This is a genomic window from Bacillus sp. EKM208B, assembly GCF_011800725.1.
Lineage (GTDB): Bacteria > Bacillota > Bacilli > Bacillales > Bacillaceae > Bacillus > Bacillus velezensis.
In genome coordinates this window covers 1-18029 of the sequence record NZ_JAANHO010000014.1, presented here as the reverse complement: position 1 = coordinate 18029, position 18029 = coordinate 1, and the positions used below count along the sequence as shown (strand labels likewise).

The window sequence follows — 18029 nt, the reverse complement described above, 5'->3', positions numbered from 1 at the left end:
GGCTGGACATCAGCCGGTTTTTCCTCTATCTATCAGAAAAGGGCGGATACCATGTTTCACATTTTGTTAATAGAAGATGATAACACTTTGTTTCACGAGATGAAAGAGAGATTAACGGGCTGGTCATTTGCGGTGCACGGAATAAAAGATTTCAGCCGGGTCATCCGGGAGTTTTCCGAAATTAAGCCTGATTTGGTGATCATTGATGTACAGCTGCCGAAATTTGACGGCTTTCATTGGTGCAGAATGATACGCTCCCAATCAAACGTGCCGATTCTCTTTTTGTCCTCGCGCGATCATCCCGCGGATATGGTCATGTCGATGCAGCTCGGGGCAGATGATTTTATTCAGAAGCCTTTTCACTTTGATGTGTTAATCGCGAAAATACAGGCGGTGTTCCGCCGTATGCATCAATACGGCACAGAACCGGCCCTGATGAAAAGATGGTGCGGGGCGGTCATTGACACAGAAACCAACACGGTCAGCCGTAAAAACGGTTCGGTCGAGCTGACCAAAAACGAAATGCTGATCTTAAAACTGCTGGCTGAGCAGAAAAATAAAATCGTCAGCCGGGAAGAACTCATCAGAAGCCTATGGAATGATGAGCGTTTCGTCAGTGATAATACGCTGACGGTGAATGTCAACCGGCTGCGGAAAAAACTCGATCAATTAGGCATCGGGAAAATGATTGAAACCAAGGTGGGGCAGGGATACATCGCAAAGGAAGAAGACGGTCTTTATGATTAAATCATTTCTGCTCGAAAGAAAAAGCTGGATCGCGATGTTTCTTTTGCAGCAGGCTGTGCTCCTTTTTGCGGCATATATTGATCCGTCTATTCCGTTTTTTTCGGTGCTGTATTTCGTTTACCTGTCGCTTCTTGTGTTTCTTGTATTTCTCTTGTTCCGCTATCGTAAAGAGACCGCCTATTATAAAAGCTTAAGAGAATGGGACGCCAATTTAGACATGTCTTATCTTAAAGCGCCTGACAGTCCGTTTGAGTCTATCGTTGAAGAAAGCATTGAAGGGCAGACGGAGCAGTTAAGAAAAAGCTCCCTTCATCTTCAGGCGGCGTCAGAGCATGAAAAGGACGATCTGATGTCATGGATTCACGAGGTCAAAACACCGCTGACAGCGATGCATCTCATGATCGAGCGCCTTGATGAACAGCAGCTGAAAGCCCCTTTGCTGTATGAATGGCTGCGGATTCACCATCTTCTGGACCAGCAGCTTCACCAGAAACGATTGTCCTTTATTGAAAATGATTTATCATTCCAGCGCATTCAGCTCAGACCGCTCGTTTTCAAAGAAATTAAAAATCTGCAATCATGGTGTATACAAAAAGGGATCGGGTTTGACATTCAGCTTGATTCACCAGACGTTCACAGTGACGGAAAATGGCTTTCCTTCATCATCAGGCAGCTGTTAAGCAATGCCGTTAAATACAGTGAAGCGGATGACATTACCGTAAAAAGCTATGAACAAAACGGCCGGGTGCATGTGGATATCGAAGACCGCGGCATCGGCATCGAGCCCAAAGATCTTCCGCGCATTTTTGAAAAGGGATTTACCTCGACGCGAATGAGGCGTGATCACGCGTCAACGGGGATGGGCCTGTATTTGGCTCGAAAAGCCGCGGCTCCGCTTCTTATTCAGATCAGCGTGCGCTCTGAGCCGGAAAGCGGCTCGGTTTTTACCTTGGTGTTTCCGAAACAGAACGATGCCGTCAGCATGTTCAGCGTGTGACAAAAGTGTCACATGCTTTTCTCTTTTGTTCGCTTAATCAAACGAAAAAAACGGTTTCTGTTTTTAAAATAAAGATAACCAATGTAAAAGGAGAATCATAACGTGATGATTTTAGAAGCAGGCAATATACAAAAAAGCTACGGAAACAAGCTGAATAAACAAGAGGTGCTGAAAGGAATTGATCTTCAGATTCACAAAGGGGAATTCGTCAGCATTATGGGCCCGTCGGGATCAGGGAAAACGACCCTTTTGAATGTGCTTTCCTCCATTGATAAAGTGAGCGCGGGCACCATTAAACTGAATGAGACGGAGATTACATCCATGAAAGAAAAACAGCTTGCCGAATTCAGAAAACGGCATCTCGGCTTTATTTTTCAGGATTATAATTTATTGGACACGCTGACCGTGAAAGAAAACATACTCCTGCCGTTATCCATTACGAAAATGTCTAAGAAAGAGGCAGACCTGCGATTTGCCGAGACGGCAGAGGAGCTTGGGATCTATGATTTGAGACATAAGTATCCGAGTGAAATTTCCGGCGGGCAAAAACAGCGGACGTCTGCCGCAAGAGCTGTTATTCACGAGCCGGGCATTATTTTTGCTGATGAGCCGACCGGAGCGCTCGATTCAAAGGCTGCCATGGATTTACTGAATAAACTCAGCCGTCTGAATCAAAAACGCCGCGCCACCATTGTGATGGTGACGCATGATCCGGTTGCCGCCAGCTATTCCGGACGTGTGGTTTTCATTAAAGACGGCCGTGTGTATACACAGCTGAATAAAGGCGGCCAGGACAGACCGGACTTTTTTCAGGATATTATGAAAACGCAAAGTGTATTGGGCGGAGTTCAGGCATGAGTATTCATCATTTGATCTTCCAGAACTTGAAAAAGAATATGAAAAACTATTACCTTTACGTTTTTGCGCTGGTGTTCAGCGCCGCCCTTTATTTCGCGTTTGTCACGATGCAATACGATCCGGCGCTTGATGAAATGAAAAGTTCCATAAAAGGAGCGGCGGCAATCCGGGCCGCCTCTGTACTGCTTGTGGCGATCGTGTCGGTATTTCTTTTATACGCCAACACCATTTTTATTAAACGGCGCGGCCGGGAAATCGGCTTATTCCGATTAATCGGCATGACGAAAATGCACATTTTCCGCATACTTAGCACAGAAAATTTCATTTTGTATTTCGGATCGATTTGGATCGGTATTTTTGCCGGCTTTTCTCTCTCGAAATTATGTATGATGATGCTGTTTCATACAGTCGGTGTGAAAGCCTCTGTCTCACTATTTTTTTCAAGCAAGGCGCTCGTTCAGACGTTAATTGTGTTCGGGGCAATTTACGTGCTGATTATGATGATGAATTACTTATTTATTAAACGGCAAAGCATTTTGTCTTTATTTAAAACCGCGTCATCGTCAGAAAGCGGCATAAGACGGCTTTCTTGGGTGCAGATGTCGATCGGCGTTATCGGTATTGCGGCCATTATCGCCGGCTATGCCGTGTCCGCGGATTTATTCGGAGGCAGTTTTACGAGCATGAATGAACTGTTTTCGGCAATGGTGTTTATTCTCGGCTCGGTCATTATCGGAACCTATCTGTTTTATAAAGGTTCGGTCAGCTTTCTGGCAAATCTCATCCGGAAATCAAAAGGCGGATATCTGAATGTCAGTGAAGTGCTGTCTTTGTCATCCATCATGTTCCGGATGAAGTCAAACGCCGTCCTGCTGACGATTATTACGACTCTTTCGGCGCTGGCAATCGGTTTGCTGTCTCTAAGCTATATCTCGTACTATTCCGCGGAAAAATCGGCTGAGCAAAATACAGCCGCGGACTTTGCCTTTGATAACCAAAAGGAGACTGACTCATTTACCGCTTTATTGAAGAAAAACGGAATTGAACACAAAGTGAAAACAATCAAGACCATTCAAGCCGGTGTCAATATGAAGAACATCATAAACGGCGATATGAAAAGCTTTCAACAAGACCCGTCCAGCTTGGCGCTGCCGATTATAAGCGAGAAAGACGCAGAAGGGACGGAGCTTTCTGACGGAGAAGCCGTGTTTACCGGATATAATGATATGATGAAAAGATTTCTCGACCTGAAAACGTCAGGTTCCATTGATATAAACGGCAAAACGGATAAAATACCGCTGGCGTATAAGGGCTTGAAGAACGACTTCCTCCTGTCATATACATTTACAAGCGGAGGGCTGCCGACCGTTATCGTCACGCAGCAGGTATTTGATCGGATCGAGAAAGATATCGACCCGTCCATCCAGGGAAAATCAAATCGGTTTTTCGGCATTACACTCAAACGTGAAGAGGACATCCAAAAAGCTGATGGTCTGTTTCAGGCGCAGCACTATTCTGACGGCGCGCTTTCACAATTTGAAACGGCTGACACCCAAAAGAAAAATATGGGGCTGATCATGTTTATTGTCGGCTTTTTGGGATTAACCTTTCTGATCACCTCAGGCTGTATCCTTTATTTTAAACAAATGGGCGAGTGTGAGGATGAGAAGGCTGATTACACAATATTGCGGAAGCTCGGCTTCACAACGGGGGATCTGCTGAAAGGCATCCGCCGGAAGCAGGCGTATCATTTCGGGATTCCGCTCGTTCTCGGGCTGTTCCACAGCTATTTTGCCGTTCAGTCAGGATGGTTTTTATTCGGAACGGAAGTGTGGACGCCGATGATCATCGTCATGGCGCTGTATACGCTGCTGTACTCCATCTTCGGCATGCTGTCGGTGCTATACTATAAAAAGGTCATTCAATCCGCATTGTAAAACAAGTTGAGGAGCCTCCGCATAAGCGGAGGCTTTTTTGTATGAATAGAAGAAAGCGATTTTTAAAAGAATAGACATACGTCATTTTTTCGCGCGGGGGAGCCTTATGCAGAAATATTTTCAATTGAAATCTGAAACAGGGGCCTTTCATCTTTTTTCCAAGGAACACATTTTCACGCTGTTGATCATCGGATTGCTGGGGACGGGCGTGATCGTATTCCGGAAAAAGCTCAACCAGAGGCGGCCGAATCGCGTTTTCCGCTATGTGCTGTTCATTCTCCTTGCCGTGTCGCAGATCAGCTATCATATATGGCTGCTTTGTCATCATGCCTGGTCGCTGAAAACAGCTCTGCCGCTGCAGCTGAGCGACCTTTCCGTCTATTTGGCGATGCTGATGGTCATGACAAAAAGCGAAAAACTGTTCGCCTTCCTCTATTTTGCCGGTTTGGGCAGCGCCGTACAGGCGATGGCAACACCTGATTTAGGGGCGTATTCTTTCCCGCATTTTCGGTACATCGTGTTTTTCGTCTCTCACGGCTGTGTTTTTCTTACCTGTCTATTCATGGCCGCTTCAGAAAGGTACAGGCCGTCGGCGCGCGGGCTGTGGGTATCGGTGCTGATCGTAAATCTGTACGGGGCGTGTGTCTTTTTTATTGACCGTGTGCTGAATGCAAATTACCTATATTTAATGAAAAAACCGAAGACCGCTTCGCTTCTGAACGTTTTCGGACCTTGGCCGTGGTATCTTCTATCAATGGAAGCGGCGGTGATATTGAGCTTTTTCATTCTGTATATTCCGTTTTGGCTGCTGAGGAAAAGAGCGTGAGGCCGGCCTGTTTTTGTGAATCCAATCATTTGTAATTTTTTCAACATTCCGGCATTATTTTTTTCAGATTCTGATGTTGAAAAAAGACGTCCGCGGCGATAGAATGAATGTGCTATGATAACGTGTTCGATACGGAGCCGCGGCTTGCGGTTTCCGTTTTTTCATGGGATTTTTTATAGAGAGAGGGGGATCGGTATGCCGCGCGCTTTGAAGATATTAATCATCGGAATGTTTATCAATGTGACGGGCGCATCTTTTTTGTGGCCGCTGAATACGATCTATATTCATAATCATTTAGGGAAATCGCTGACTGTTGCGGGGATTGTTCTGATGCTGAATTCCGGTGCCAGTGTGGCGGGGAATTTATGCGGCGGATTTTTGTTTGATAAAATCGGCGGATTCAAATCCATTATGCTCGGCATTATGATCACATTGGCAAGTCTTCTCGGACTCGTTCTGTTTCACCAATGGCCTGTTTATATTTGGCTGCTCATCATTGTCGGCTTCGGTTCCGGTATCGTGTTTCCGGCCAGTTACGCCATGGCGGGAGCGGTATGGAAAGAAGGCGGGCGGAGAGCTTTTAATGCGATTTATGTAGCTCAGAACGCAGGTGTCGCCGTCGGCTCGGCACTCGGCGGGATGGTTGCGGCGTACTCGTTTACGTACGTGTTTTTAGCCAATGCTATGCTGTATGTGCTGTTTTTCCTTATCGTATTTTTCGGGTTTCGAAATATCAAAACCGGAAATGCGAGCCAGGTTTCTGTCCTGGACTACGAGCCTGTCAGCAGCAGAACGAAATTTACGGCGCTTCTCATATTGAGCGGCGGGTATGTTCTCGGGTGGATTGCCTATTCTCAGTGGTCCACAACCGTTGCGTCACATACTCAAAGCATCGGTATGCCGCTTTCATTATACAGTGTGCTCTGGACCGTAAACGGAATATTAATTGTCGCCGGACAGCCTCTCATAGGAGTTGTTTTGAAAAAATGGTCCGGTGCGTTAAAAACGCAGATGGTCATCGGCTTTTGTATTTTTATCGTCTCGTTCGGCGTGCTTCTCAGCGCCAAGCAATTTCCGATGTACCTCACCGCAATGGTGATTTTAACCGTCGGAGAAATGCTTGTCTGGCCTGCCGTGCCTACCATTGCCAATCAGCTTGCGCCTAAGGGGAAAGAAGGGTTTTACCAAGGATTCGTCAACAGTGCGGCGACGGGCGGCAGAATGATCGGGCCGCTTCTTGGCGGCGTGCTGGTTGATCAGTACGGAATGAGCGTGCTGCTGTTGATCCTGATGGTGCTTCTTGTTGTCAGCATCGCAGCGACGGTGCTGTACGACAAACGCCTGAAAACCGTTAGTAAACAAAACGTCCAAGTGCGATGACGACATAAAAAATCCCGCTGTTTCGGCGGGATTTTTTTGTTTATACGACCGGAAGCACGTTGACCGCGTCCTTAACGTTTAAATATGTCTTTAATGAAGAAAAGCTGGCATCAAGCTGATTCATTCTCATGGCGAGGGAAGGCTTGATCCCGGTGATAATCAATTCCGTGCCGATTAATTTAAGCAGGTGGTGCAATTTGAAAATCCGGTCTGCGGTCTGTTCGTTTACCTCGGCCAGACCTGATAAGTCTATAATTAAGTAATCATCTTTAGATGCGGTTAATATGTCCGTCAAAGTTGTCACGATTGAATCAAATCGTTCTTCCGTTAAGTTTCCCACTAACGGCAAAGCGGAGATGCCGTTTCGGATCGGAACAATCGGCGTTGACAGCGTCGTGATTTCTGCGAGGGAATCCTCAAGGAGCTTTTCGTATTCTTTCTGCTCTGTGATGTCTTTTTGAAAACCGACAAAATAGAGCTTGTCTTCAACATACAGAGGATCAATGTTGAGTTCATTCCAAAATGGGGTGCCGTCTTTTTTGACATTTTTCAGCCGCACCGTGATCTTTTCTTTCTGGTTTAAGCTCTTTCTTATTTTCGCGACTTGTTGACGGTCGGTTTCTTTGCTTTGCAGAAATCTGCAGTTCTTACCTAATATCTCTTCGGAAGAGTAGCCTGTCATATCCATAAATCCCTGATTTGTATATATGATGGGATTGTCCTCAAGAGAGGGGTCTGTAATCACCACGCCGATGCGTGCGTGATCAAGCGCCTTTTTGATAAGCTCCAGCTGCTCCAATTTTCCGAATACATTTGAGTCAGCCATGTAAAACCCCCTTTTGGCCGTAAAGCTGCGCGCTTTTTCAGCCATTGTTTCTCCCCTTTTTAAATGAATCTACAGTAACCGTAGCATAACATATGTTCTGATTCAAGCAGCCGAAGTTTGCAATTTGTCATTCGGGCTTGTCCTCATATACACTGAATATATAAGGGGAAGGCACATCATCGATAAGTAAGTGACTAGGTCATTGTCACTGGGTGAAAAATGAATCTAATGCATCAAGCTTACCGATCATGTGTTCACATATAATGGAAGAAACAAGCTTTTTACTTTCCTGCTCAATCGCCGGTATGTAGATATCGAAAATCATCGTATTCGTAAGGGGGCTGGATGGCCTGAAGTCGCTTTACTAAATAAGGGCTTTAGGAAGGTGATGAAGATGCTGCATCAGGTAATAATTGCTTGTGTAATTGGAGGAATCATGGGGGTTCTCGGTCATGTGAAAAAGAGAGGCAGGCTGGAGAAACCCAGAATGACAAAGCGGTTTATCTATCTCGGTTTTTTGGAAGATGGTTTTATCGGAATGGCTGCTTCCATCTTACTTGTCTTATCCGCTGACCCCGATTCAGGAATTCAACTCGTCATCTTATCCATAATCGCAGGCTACGGCGGAGAAGCTGTTCTCAGGAGCTTTGATTTTGTCAGAGAACAAAACAGTGATTCGGCCGAAGCAAAACCACACCAGCAAAAAAATCCTCCATCAAAATAATATCCCCGCTTACGACCCGTTCCGGGTACATTCCCATTGTATACAAACCTGCTTGCACTTATGAACAGAATTCTATAAAATACAGGTAAGATTACGGTAGCGATAAGAACAGTGAAGAGGAGCAGTAAGAAGCAGATTTTGCAATCAGAGAGTTGACGGCCGGTGCAAGTCAATCAAGTCTGTTTCCGAACTCGCCTCAGAGTTGCAGCGGCAAAACCGCTGACGCATAACTGCGTTAAAAGTATCAAGTGAGTGCGGCTTAAAAGCGCGCTAACGAGGGTGGTACCGCGGGAAACAAAAATCTCTCGTCCCTTTTTGGGATGAGGGAGTTTTTTTTAGTTTTAGAATAATCTGAATATAATCTCCCTCATCCCGTCAATACTTGGACTACATACGCCGTATTCAATCAGAAGGAGGTTTTTACGTTGAGTTTTCAGCACGAAAAAATAGAAAAGAAATGGCAGAATTACTGGTTGGATCATAAAACGTTCGCCGTCAGTGAAGAGAATGACAAGCCGAAGTTTTACGCGCTTGACATGTTCCCGTATCCTTCAGGAGCCGGCCTTCATGTCGGACATCCGGAAGGCTATACGGCAACCGATATCCTTTCGCGCATGAGACGCATGCAAGGATACAATGTGCTTCATCCGATGGGATGGGACGCGTTCGGGCTTCCTGCCGAGCAATACGCGCTTGACACGGGGAATGATCCGGCTGAGTTCACAAAACAAAATATAGATAATTTCCGCCGCCAGATCCAATCACTCGGATTTTCATATGATTGGGATCGTGAAATCAATACGACTGATCCGGACTATTACAAATGGACGCAGTGGATCTTCACTAAGCTGTACGAAAAAGGGCTCGCTTACGTAGACGAAGTGCCGGTCAACTGGTGCCCGGCGCTCGGAACGGTGCTTGCGAACGAAGAAGTCATTGACGGCAAAAGCGAACGGGGCGGCCATCCGGTTGAACGCCGCCCGATGAGACAATGGATGCTGAAAATCACCGCTTATGCGGACAGGCTTCTTGAAGATTTAGAAGAACTTGACTGGCCGGAAAGCATTAAAGACATGCAGCGCAACTGGATCGGACGCTCAGAAGGCGCAAACGTGCATTTCGCGATCGACGGCACTGATGACACGTTTACCGTGTTTACGACAAGACCGGACACGCTGTTCGGCGCGGCTTATGCCGTACTGGCTCCTGAGCATGAGCTTGTGGAGGCCATCACGACGCCTGAACAAAAAGAAGCGGTAGACGCTTATGTTAAAGAAGTTCAGGCGAAAAGTGACCTGGAACGGACGGATCTTGCGAAAACAAAAACGGGCGTCTTCACGGGCGCATATGCCGTAAACCCTGCAAACGGAGAAAAGCTGCCGATCTGGATAGCGGATTATGTCCTCGCCTCTTACGGAACGGGCGCTGTAATGGCCGTGCCGGCGCATGATGAACGTGATTTTGAATTCGCCAAAGTGTTCAGCCTGCCTGTCAAAGAAGTCGTAAAAGGCGGAAACACGGAAGAAGAAGCGTACACGGGAGACGGAGAGCATGTCAATTCCGGCTTTCTGAACGGACTGAATAAAGCGGAAGCGATTGAAAAAATGATCGCCTGGCTTGAAGAAACGAAAAACGGTGAGAAAAAAGTGACATACCGCCTGCGTGATTGGCTGTTCAGCCGCCAGCGCTATTGGGGCGAGCCGATTCCGGTTATTCATTGGGAAGACGGCACGTCAACAGCCGTTCCTGCGGAAGAGCTGCCGCTGATTCTGCCGAAAACCGATGAGATCAAACCGAGCGGAACAGGTGAATCACCGCTTGCCAACATTAAAGAGTGGGTGGAAGTCACTGATCCTGAAACGGGCAAAAAAGGCAGAAGAGAAACGAACACGATGCCGCAATGGGCGGGAAGCTGCTGGTATTTCCTCCGCTTTATCGACCCGAAAAATCCGGATCAGCTCGCTTCACCTGAGAAACTGGATAAATGGCTGCCCGTTGATATTTACATCGGAGGAGCGGAGCATGCCGTGCTTCACCTTCTGTACGCGCGTTTCTGGCATAAATTCCTCTACGATATCGGTGTCGTGCCGACGAAAGAACCGTTCCAAAAGCTGTATAACCAAGGAATGATTCTCGGAGAAAACAATGAAAAAATGAGTAAATCCCGCGGAAACGTCGTCAATCCGGATGAAATTGTGGCGTCTCACGGAGCAGATACGCTCCGCCTGTACGAAATGTTTATGGGGCCGCTTGACGCATCTATCGCCTGGTCTGAATCAGGTCTTGACGGAGCTCGCCGCTTCCTTGACCGTGTATGGCGTTTGTTTATCGAGGAAAACGGCGAGCTGACGGGCAAAGTGACAGAAGGCGCGGGCGAAACTCTTGAGCGCGTCTATCATGAAACGGTCATGAAAGTGACAGAAAACTTCGAAGCCCTTCGTTTTAACACGGGCATTTCTCAGCTGATGGTCTTCATTAATGAAGCTTACAAAGCGAATGAACTGCCGAGAGAATATATCGAAGGTTTTGTGAAGCTGCTTTCTCCTATTGCGCCGCATTTGGCGGAAGAACTGTGGGAAAAACTCGGCCACGAAGGTTCGATTGCATACGAGGCTTGGCCTGCTTATGACGAATCAAAACTGGTGGATGATGAAGTGGAAATCGTCGTCCAGCTGAACGGAAAAGTAAAAGCGAAATTAATGGTTCCGGCTGATGCTGATAAAGCAGCATTAGAACAGCTCGCACAAGCTGACGAAAAAGTAAAAGAGCAGCTTGAAGGAAAAACGATCCGAAAAATCATTGCCGTACCGGGCAAGCTTGTCAATATCGTGGCAAACTGACCGGACGAAGCCCCTCTCCTACAGAGAGGGGCTTTTTTATCAGGCCTCTATCATAGAAATTGCACCGCAGGCTTTGGTATACTTAACACCATAAAGATGAATGGGAGTGTCACACATTGAAAATAAATGAAATCAGCACAGCCGCACTGGAAGAAAAATTAAAAGCGGGAGAAGAGCTGTATCTGATTGATGTCAGAGAAGACGAAGAAGTTGCCGAAGGAATGATTCCGCAGGCCGTTCACATCCGCATGGGGGACATCCCTGAGAAGATGGATGCGTTAGACAAGGACAAGGAGTATGTATTTATCTGCCGTTCCGGAAAAAGAAGCATGAACGTTTGTATGTATTTACATGAGCAGGGCTTCCGTACGGTTAATGTTGAAGGCGGCATGCTGGAGTGGGAAGGCGAAACAAAGCCGAAGAAATAACGCTTTGAAGTGGAAGAAGAAAAGGGACGTGCGTCTTTTTCTTCTTTTTTTATAAAAAACGGGAGGCGAATCAGGTGAAACCGATGATCCGCGCTATGAAAACAAACGATATCAAACAGGTCCGGCAAGTCGCAGAACGAAGCTGGCATCATACGTATGAAGGGATTATTCCCAGACACATTCAAGATCAGTTTCTCGAATCCGCCTATCAGGATGAGATGATGGAACGCCGGCTCTTGCATTCTCTGTTCTTTGTGGCAGAAGAAGAGGGGCGAGTGCTCGGTTTTGCAAATGTCACTCCGGTTCAAAAAGACGGAAATGCGGAGCTGACCGCCATCTATATTGACCCGGATTGCCAGGGAAGCGGGATAGGAACGGCACTCCTTAAAGAATGCATCAGGCAGTCCGGCGGGGTAAAAAAGCTTTATGTCCATGCAGAAAAAGAGAACCGCATCGCCTTGTCCTTTTATCAAGCGAAAGGGTTTCAATGGGTATGTGAATTTGAAGAAGACTTTAGGGGACACACCTTACAGACGGTCAAACTGGTGCTGAACATATAAAGCGATCCAGCCTTTCCGGGGCCGGATCGCGAATGATCAGTGATAAGCCGGAAGCCGGTCTTTGTGCGCTTCGAATAAGTCATCGCACAAAGATATGATGTCATTCATGGAAAGCTCGGCGCTCGTATGCGGGTCAAGCATGGCCGCCTGATATACAGCTTCCTTTTTTAATGTAACGGCCGCTTCGATGGTTAAAAGCTGTGTGTTAATGTTTGTTCTGTTGAGCGCCGCGAGCTGCTCCGGAAGTTCGCCCGAATAGGACGGCATAATGTGGTTTTTGACGGCTGTGCAAGGCACTTCAACGACCGCTTTCGCCGGCAGATTCGGTATCAGCCCGGTATTCAGCACATTGCCGCCGAATGTGAACGGACGGCCCGTCTCCATCGCTTCAATAATTCTCGAACCGTATTCTTTTGAGCGTTCATGCGTCAGGTTTTGGTTGTTGATGATGCCGTCTCTCATCGTTTCCCAATTGTTGATTTGTTCCGCGCATCTCCTCGGATATTCATCAAGCGGAATTTGGAGTTCATCTATCAGCTCCGGATAACGGCTTTTTATAAAATACGGGTGATATTCGGCATTATGCTCAGATGATTCCGTTACGTAGCAGCCGAATTTATCCATCAGCTCAAACCGCACCATGTCCTTATGTTTCGTCTTTTGTTTTTCGCGTGCCCGTCTTTTGATTTCCGGATATAAATCAATTCCGTCCTTTTTAATCTCCAAAAGCCAAGCCATGTGGTTGATGCCGGCAATGCGTTCTTCCGTACCTTCGTGATCCATGCCGAGTGAGTCAAACAGATCTTTGGTACATACCTGGACGCTGTGGCACAGGCCGACCGTTTTGACATTTGTATGTCTGAGCATCGCTCCGGTCAGAGAGGCCATCGGATTTGTATAGTTTAACAGCCACGCATCCGGGCAGACCTCTTCCATGTCTTTTGCGATGTCAAATAAAACGGGGATGGTGCGAAGGGAACGGAAAATGCCGCCTATCCCGACGGTATCGGCAATCGTCTGGCGGAGACCGTACCGCTTCGGGATGTCAAAGTCAATGACCGTCGCGGGTTTATAGCCTCCGACCTGAATGGCGTTTATCACATAGCCGGCGTGTTTAAGCGCCTGTTTTCGGTCATCGTAGGAGATGATGGATATACTCGTATTGTAGCGGTCTCTCATGTTTTCCAGCATGAGCTGGGATTCTTTCAGCCGTACAGCGTCAATATCATAAAGCGCGAATTCAAACCCGTTTAATGCTTCAGTCAGTAAGCAGTCCCCCAGTACATTTTTTGCGAAAATCGTGCTCCCCGCTCCGATAAACGTAATTTTCTTCAACAGAAATTCCTCCCTTTTCTTCTCAGCCTTTGACCGCCCCGGAGGACAGCCCTGAGATAAAATATTTTTGAAGCGCCAAAAACAATACGACCATCGGCAGCATCGCCATAATCGCGGCTGCGGCGACTAAGTGAAGATTGTTCGCGTTTTCGCCGAAGAATCCCGCCATGGCCACGGTCAATGTCTGCACCTTTTGATCTTGTAAAAAGAAAATCGCAAATTGGTAATCGTTCCAGATAAACACGCAGGAAATAATGCAGACCGTTGCGGTAATCGGTTTCAACAAAGGAAACACGATTGTATAAAAAGTCCTGATCAATCCCGCGCCGTCCATCCTGGCGGCTTCCTCAAGCTCTTTCGGAATGGAAGAGCGGATAAACCCTGAATATAAGAAAACGGTCAGCGGCATATATGCAGCCGTATTAATGAGAATGGCTGCGGCATGCGTATTGATCAGCCCCGCATCAGCGACCATCTTGTATAAAGGAACCATGGAAGTCAAAGGCGGGATGATCATGATAGAAATCAAAAGGCCGAAGACGATTTTGTTCAGCTTTGTATTTCTTCTAGCGAGCGGGTATGCGGCAAGCGAACCCATGAAAATTAACAAAGCGGCGGAAACGGCTGTAATGATAATCGTGTTCAGAAAGGATTGCCCGAGAGAGGCACGTTCCCATGCTTCACGAAAATTCTGAAATGAAAAGGCGGATGGCAGCGACCATTTTGAACTGTAGTCTCCTTTTGCTTTTAATGACGTGGTCAGCAAAATATAAAAGGGGACAATATGAACGCACGAGATAACGGCTGCCAACAGCGTAAAAATCCGCATTCGGGCTGTTTTCATGACATTTCCGTCTCCTTTCGCTTGAAATACACGAGAGCCGAAAAGCTGATGACAAGAATAATGACGGACATAAACACGCCTTGGGCGGCGGCATATCCCGCATCCTGCCGTTTAAAATATAAATCATACATAAACGTCGACATCGATTGAGAGGAATTGCCCGGCCCGCCTGCGGTCAGCGCGAAAATGACATCAAACAGCTTCAGCCCGCCGATGATATTGATGACCATGTTGATGGTGACAGCCGGCATCAATAAAGGCAGGGTGATGGTGAAAAACGGCTGAAGACGTCCAGCGCCATCCATTTTTGCGGCTTCGTAATAATCTTTCGGAATGCTTTGCAGCCCCGCCAAATATACAATCATCGCAATGCCTGCGTATTGATACGTGTTAATCATGACGATAATCCACGGGTTTGCCGCAGGGCTTGCCAAGGCGTTGACAGGACCGATTCCCAGTGCGCCAAGCACATCATTCAGCGCACCCCCGTCATATGAGAAAATAAAATACCAAATGTATCCCATAATCAGCGGACTGATAATGACGGGCAGGTAGACGATCGTTCTTGTGAGCGCCTTCATTTTTAAGCTCTGATTCAAAAGCAGCGCATATAAAAGTCCGAGCATATTCTGAAAAAAAGTGCTTCCGATGCCGTAAAGCAAAGTGTTTTTCACAACAAGCCACGTGTCCGGATCTGTAAAAAGCCTTTTATATTGAGTGACCCCCACCCATTGATACGTCTGTGAGAAGCCGTTCCAGTTTGTAAATGTGATAAAAGCGCCTTTGACAAACGGAAAAATCATGAAAATAAAAACCGTGGCAAGAGCGGGAACGTACATCCACCACAGTGACGCGGGTTTTACTGGCTTTTGATGTTGAAATCCTTGGGTTTCTCTTGCAAGATCACTCATTCTTTTTCAGCTCCCCGTGAATCAGATTGAAGCCGGAGCCGCTTATATTCCCTGCCGAGTTTCGCTGAAATTTCAGCGGGGGTTAAGATATCGGCCATCAGCTCCTGCCCGGCTGTTCCCATCACATCCCACATTCCGTTCGGCAAATAAAGGCGGTCAAAATAAGGCTGCACCTTAATATGCTGATAGCGCTTATAGTCATTTGCGTAGAAAATGTCCGTTTGTACATTCACTAATCCGGCCGGAAGCGAGGTCGCTTCGGCAATTGATTTTGCATGCTCGGGTCGGGCCATAAATGCGATAAACTGTTTCGCTTCTTCAAGCCGCGGGGAATCCTTGAATGCCGCCAGCGTGTAACGTTCGCCTCCGATCCAAACCGGCGCGTCTCCCTTGTGGACGGCCGGGGTCGGTATGATGCCGACTTTTACCTTCGGATTGATTTGAGCGACGTCTTGGCCGAGGGTGCCGCCCTGCAGCGTAAAGGCGATTTTGTTTTGCGCCATCAGTTCAATGAGCTGGGATCGTTTTGCCGTCACGGCATCTATATTGAGCAGGTTTTCCTTTTGCATCTCTTTCAGTTTGTCAGATAAATAGGTGAAGTGTGTCCAGCGGAAGGTTCCGTTTAACAGCTGTTTTTTGTAACGGTGTGCGGGATCTGTGATGAGAAGCGGTGCGGCGAATTGATCGTAATATTGGGCAAATGAGCTTTTCTCATAGCCGGCAAACCAAAAGGGGGTGATTGTTCCGCCGCTTTTTTCTTTAATCTGTCTCAGTGCCTTCATAAAATCATCCATTGTTTCCGGCGGTTTGATTCCGTATTTTTCCAATAACGTGCGGTTGTAGGCCAGTCCGTCCTTTGCCTGATTCAGAGGGAAGGCGTATATTCTGCCTTTGGCGTCTTTGAGCATGCTGTTTAAATTCGGATCGAGCCGCTTCGTCCAAGACATGCCGCTGAGGTCAGCGGTATATTCTCCGTAGCGGATTTTGGCCCAGCCGTGTGTGTCGAAAAGATCGGGCATGTCACCGGCCGCCATTCTGACCCTCATCATATTTTCGTAGTCATTGCCTGGGAAATGAACGTTTACTTGAATGTCCGGATGTTCTTTTTGGAATGAATCAGCCAACTTTCTGAATACGGCGCGTTCGCTGTCTGAGGATATTGTGGAATAGACTGTCAATGTTTTCTGCTTTTCTCCGGCGCCGCTCTGTTCTGCCGAGCAGCCGGGAAGGATCATGCAAGTAAAAGAAAGAAACAAAGCCAGTAAGCGTTTCATCTTTTCCTCCTTTAAATATGATAGTAACGCTGCGGGACACGTCACCTCCTTTCTTGTGAGCCGCAGCTTTGTCTGACAATCAATGAAGTGGGGAGCGTCACGGCCAGCGGGACGGTTCTGCCGTTTAAACGGTCGAGAAGCAATTTGACACCCGTCCGGCCCATCTCTTCCGTGTATACTTTTACCGTTGATAACGGCGTGCTGGCGTATTCTGCCTCATCAATTCCGTTGAAGCTGACAACCGCCGTATCGCGCGGGACTTGAAGGCCGGCTTCCTGCAAGGCTTTTAAAGCGCCGACAGCCATCGAATCACTTGCGATAAAAAAGGCATCAGGGAGACTTCCGCCTTTGATGGCTTCATTCATCAGCCGGAACCCTTCGTGCATGCTGTATTCACCGATCAGTACTTGCTCCGGCTCGGCGCCGGCCATTTGTAAGAAAGCGGTCAGACGCTTATCCTCAATCGTTTTATTGCTGTTTACGCCGTCTATGACGGTATGCTCCCGCTCCCGGCCGCCGATATAACCTAGCCGCTGATAACCGAGCGACAGAAGATGTTCTATCGCCTTCTGCGCTGCGGCATAAAAATCCACGCTGACGGTATCGTAGCGGGCAGGATCGGGTGTGCCGTTAACAAATACCGCGTGCCTGAAAGCGGCGCTGATATTCGTAAGCGCCTCGTCTTGCAGGCTGCCGATGACGATCACGCCGTCCAGTTCGTGAAACATATGCTCTTGAAAAGAACCGAGATGGATAGAAGATGTGATAAAAACTTTTTGCCGAAAGCATTCTTCCTCAATGCCTTTTCGGATCGCCGAAAAATAAGGATCCTGCCGTTCTTCTTCCGGTGACAGACAGCTGACAACGCCGATCAGGGGCGCTGAATCGCTGCGGCTGCGGTTCTTCCGTTTTTTTGCCGACGGCTGATAGCCCAGCTCATCGGCGATCCTCAGAACTTTTTCTCTTGTTTCATCAGTCACGGCCAAAGAGTCATCCTTATTTAAAATTCTCGATACTGTCGCGCTGGATACAGATGCCTGTAAGGCAATATCTTTGAGACGGACCATTTCGTATCTCCTTTTTACTAAATATTTACTAAACAGAAATGACCTGGTTATTGTTAAAATGATATTATCATACGTTAGTAAGCGTTTTCAACAACTATTTTTGGTTGATTTTAGTAAAAATCAGTAAAAAAGAAAATCTGTTTTTCTCTATCATATTTCAATTGAACCGGAATAAATTGATAGAGAAAGGAGAGGGTGATGTGCTGAAGATAGCTGTTTTTGATGAGGAGCATGAAAAGGATCTGCAGACTGAAGTCAATACATTTTTAAAGGGGATTTCTGATGAACAGCTCGTTGATATTAAATATACGGTAGCGGCGGCCTGTGATCCTGAAGGTGAGCAGCTTTATTGTTTTTCCGCTCTCATTTTATACCGAAAATAAAAAAGCCCGGACGAAAGGGACTGACCCCATAAGATGAGACAAACAAAAAACACCTTCAAGTTTGAAAACGGATGATTGTTAGCCGAAATTAG

General features: G+C 47.0%; 17 protein-coding genes and 1 other annotated feature. Of the genes, 11 read left to right on the top strand and 6 right to left on the bottom strand.

Annotated features, from left to right (window positions below; genetic code table 11):
* Positions 1-51 precede the first annotated feature (51 nt).
* From G9F75_RS18275 to G9F75_RS18250, 6 genes are all read left to right on the top strand, one after another.
* Positions 52-747, top strand: a complete 696-nt coding sequence (locus tag G9F75_RS18275) for a response regulator transcription factor (protein ID WP_095061243.1) — start codon at positions 52-54, stop codon at positions 745-747.
* Positions 740-1744: a sensor histidine kinase gene (locus G9F75_RS18270; RefSeq protein WP_061862497.1), complete on the top strand. Its 1005-nt coding sequence runs from the start codon at positions 740-742 to the stop codon at positions 1742-1744. The genes G9F75_RS18275 and G9F75_RS18270 overlap by 8 nt, the downstream gene beginning before the upstream one ends.
* Before the next feature lie 102 nt (positions 1745-1846).
* On the top strand, positions 1847-2602 hold the full coding sequence (locus tag G9F75_RS18265) for an ABC transporter ATP-binding protein (RefSeq protein WP_007408812.1): 756 nt from the start codon (positions 1847-1849) through the stop codon (positions 2600-2602).
* Positions 2599-4539, top strand: coding sequence for an ABC transporter permease (locus G9F75_RS18260; RefSeq protein WP_167409294.1), 1941 nt, complete (start codon positions 2599-2601; stop codon positions 4537-4539). The genes G9F75_RS18265 and G9F75_RS18260 overlap by 4 nt, the downstream gene beginning before the upstream one ends.
* 106 nt (positions 4540-4645) lie before the next feature.
* On the top strand, positions 4646-5365 hold the full coding sequence (locus tag G9F75_RS18255) for a YwaF family protein (RefSeq protein WP_014418682.1): 720 nt from the start codon (positions 4646-4648) through the stop codon (positions 5363-5365).
* A gap of 195 nt (positions 5366-5560) precedes the next feature.
* Positions 5561-6745, top strand: coding sequence for an MDR family MFS transporter (locus G9F75_RS18250; protein ID WP_017418406.1), 1185 nt, complete (start codon positions 5561-5563; stop codon positions 6743-6745).
* 40 nt (positions 6746-6785) lie between these two features.
* Here G9F75_RS18250 and ytvA read toward each other — a convergent pair whose 3' ends face one another.
* The gene (gene ytvA / locus G9F75_RS18245) at positions 6786-7571 is read right to left on the bottom strand and encodes a YtvA family blue-light photoreceptor (RefSeq protein WP_022553638.1); all 786 of its coding nucleotides are present in this window, start codon (positions 7569-7571) and stop codon (positions 6786-6788) included.
* Positions 7572-7959: 388 nt separating this feature from the next.
* On the opposite strand from ytvA, the gene G9F75_RS18240 reads away from it, so the two are divergent.
* The 4 genes from G9F75_RS18240 (at position 7960) to G9F75_RS18225 (ending at position 12123) form a co-directional block, all read left to right on the top strand.
* Positions 7960-8295: a DUF4257 domain-containing protein gene (locus G9F75_RS18240; protein WP_015418038.1), complete on the top strand. Its 336-nt coding sequence runs from the start codon at positions 7960-7962 to the stop codon at positions 8293-8295.
* 102 nt (positions 8296-8397) lie between these two features.
* Positions 8398-8611: a binding site (T-box leader), on the top strand.
* 109 nt (positions 8612-8720) lie between these two features.
* Complete coding sequence (gene leuS / locus G9F75_RS18235) at positions 8721-11135, top strand: leucine--tRNA ligase (RefSeq protein ID WP_022553637.1); 2415 nt, start codon at positions 8721-8723, stop codon at positions 11133-11135.
* A 116-nt stretch (positions 11136-11251) separates the two neighbouring features.
* On the top strand, positions 11252-11563 hold the full coding sequence (locus G9F75_RS18230; protein ID WP_007613212.1) for a rhodanese-like domain-containing protein: 312 nt from the start codon (positions 11252-11254) through the stop codon (positions 11561-11563).
* Positions 11564-11646: 83 nt separating this feature from the next.
* Positions 11647-12123 carry a GNAT family N-acetyltransferase gene (locus tag G9F75_RS18225; RefSeq protein WP_014418678.1) on the top strand — a complete coding sequence of 159 codons (477 nt, stop codon included), beginning with the start codon at positions 11647-11649 and terminating at the stop codon, positions 12121-12123.
* A 36-nt stretch (positions 12124-12159) separates the two neighbouring features.
* Here G9F75_RS18225 and melA read toward each other — a convergent pair whose 3' ends face one another.
* From melA to G9F75_RS18200, 5 genes are read right to left on the bottom strand one after another with little or no spacing between them, the layout of a single operon-like run.
* Positions 12160-13458 carry an alpha-galactosidase MelA gene (gene melA, locus G9F75_RS18220; RefSeq protein ID WP_014418677.1) on the bottom strand — a complete coding sequence of 433 codons (1299 nt, stop codon included), beginning with the start codon at positions 13456-13458 and terminating at the stop codon, positions 12160-12162.
* A 22-nt stretch (positions 13459-13480) separates the two neighbouring features.
* Positions 13481-14302: a carbohydrate ABC transporter permease gene (locus G9F75_RS18215; protein WP_007408803.1), complete on the bottom strand. Its 822-nt coding sequence runs from the start codon at positions 14300-14302 to the stop codon at positions 13481-13483.
* On the bottom strand, positions 14299-15213 hold the full coding sequence (locus tag G9F75_RS18210; protein ID WP_022553634.1) for a carbohydrate ABC transporter permease: 915 nt from the start codon (positions 15211-15213) through the stop codon (positions 14299-14301). Before G9F75_RS18210 ends, G9F75_RS18215 begins: the two co-directional genes overlap by 4 nt.
* Positions 15210-16487, bottom strand: a complete 1278-nt coding sequence (locus tag G9F75_RS18205) for an ABC transporter substrate-binding protein (RefSeq protein ID WP_021494480.1) — start codon at positions 16485-16487, stop codon at positions 15210-15212. The genes G9F75_RS18210 and G9F75_RS18205 overlap by 4 nt, the downstream gene beginning before the upstream one ends.
* A gap of 41 nt (positions 16488-16528) precedes the next feature.
* A complete protein-coding gene (locus tag G9F75_RS18200; protein WP_167409293.1) occupies positions 16529-17554 on the bottom strand; it encodes a LacI family DNA-binding transcriptional regulator in 1026 nt (341 codons plus the stop codon).
* A gap of 200 nt (positions 17555-17754) precedes the next feature.
* Here G9F75_RS18200 and G9F75_RS18195 point away from each other — a divergent pair, with 200 nt between their 5' ends.
* A complete protein-coding gene (locus G9F75_RS18195; RefSeq protein WP_003152309.1) occupies positions 17755-17937 on the top strand; it encodes a sporulation protein Cse60 in 183 nt (60 codons plus the stop codon).
* Positions 17938-18029 lie beyond the last annotated feature (92 nt).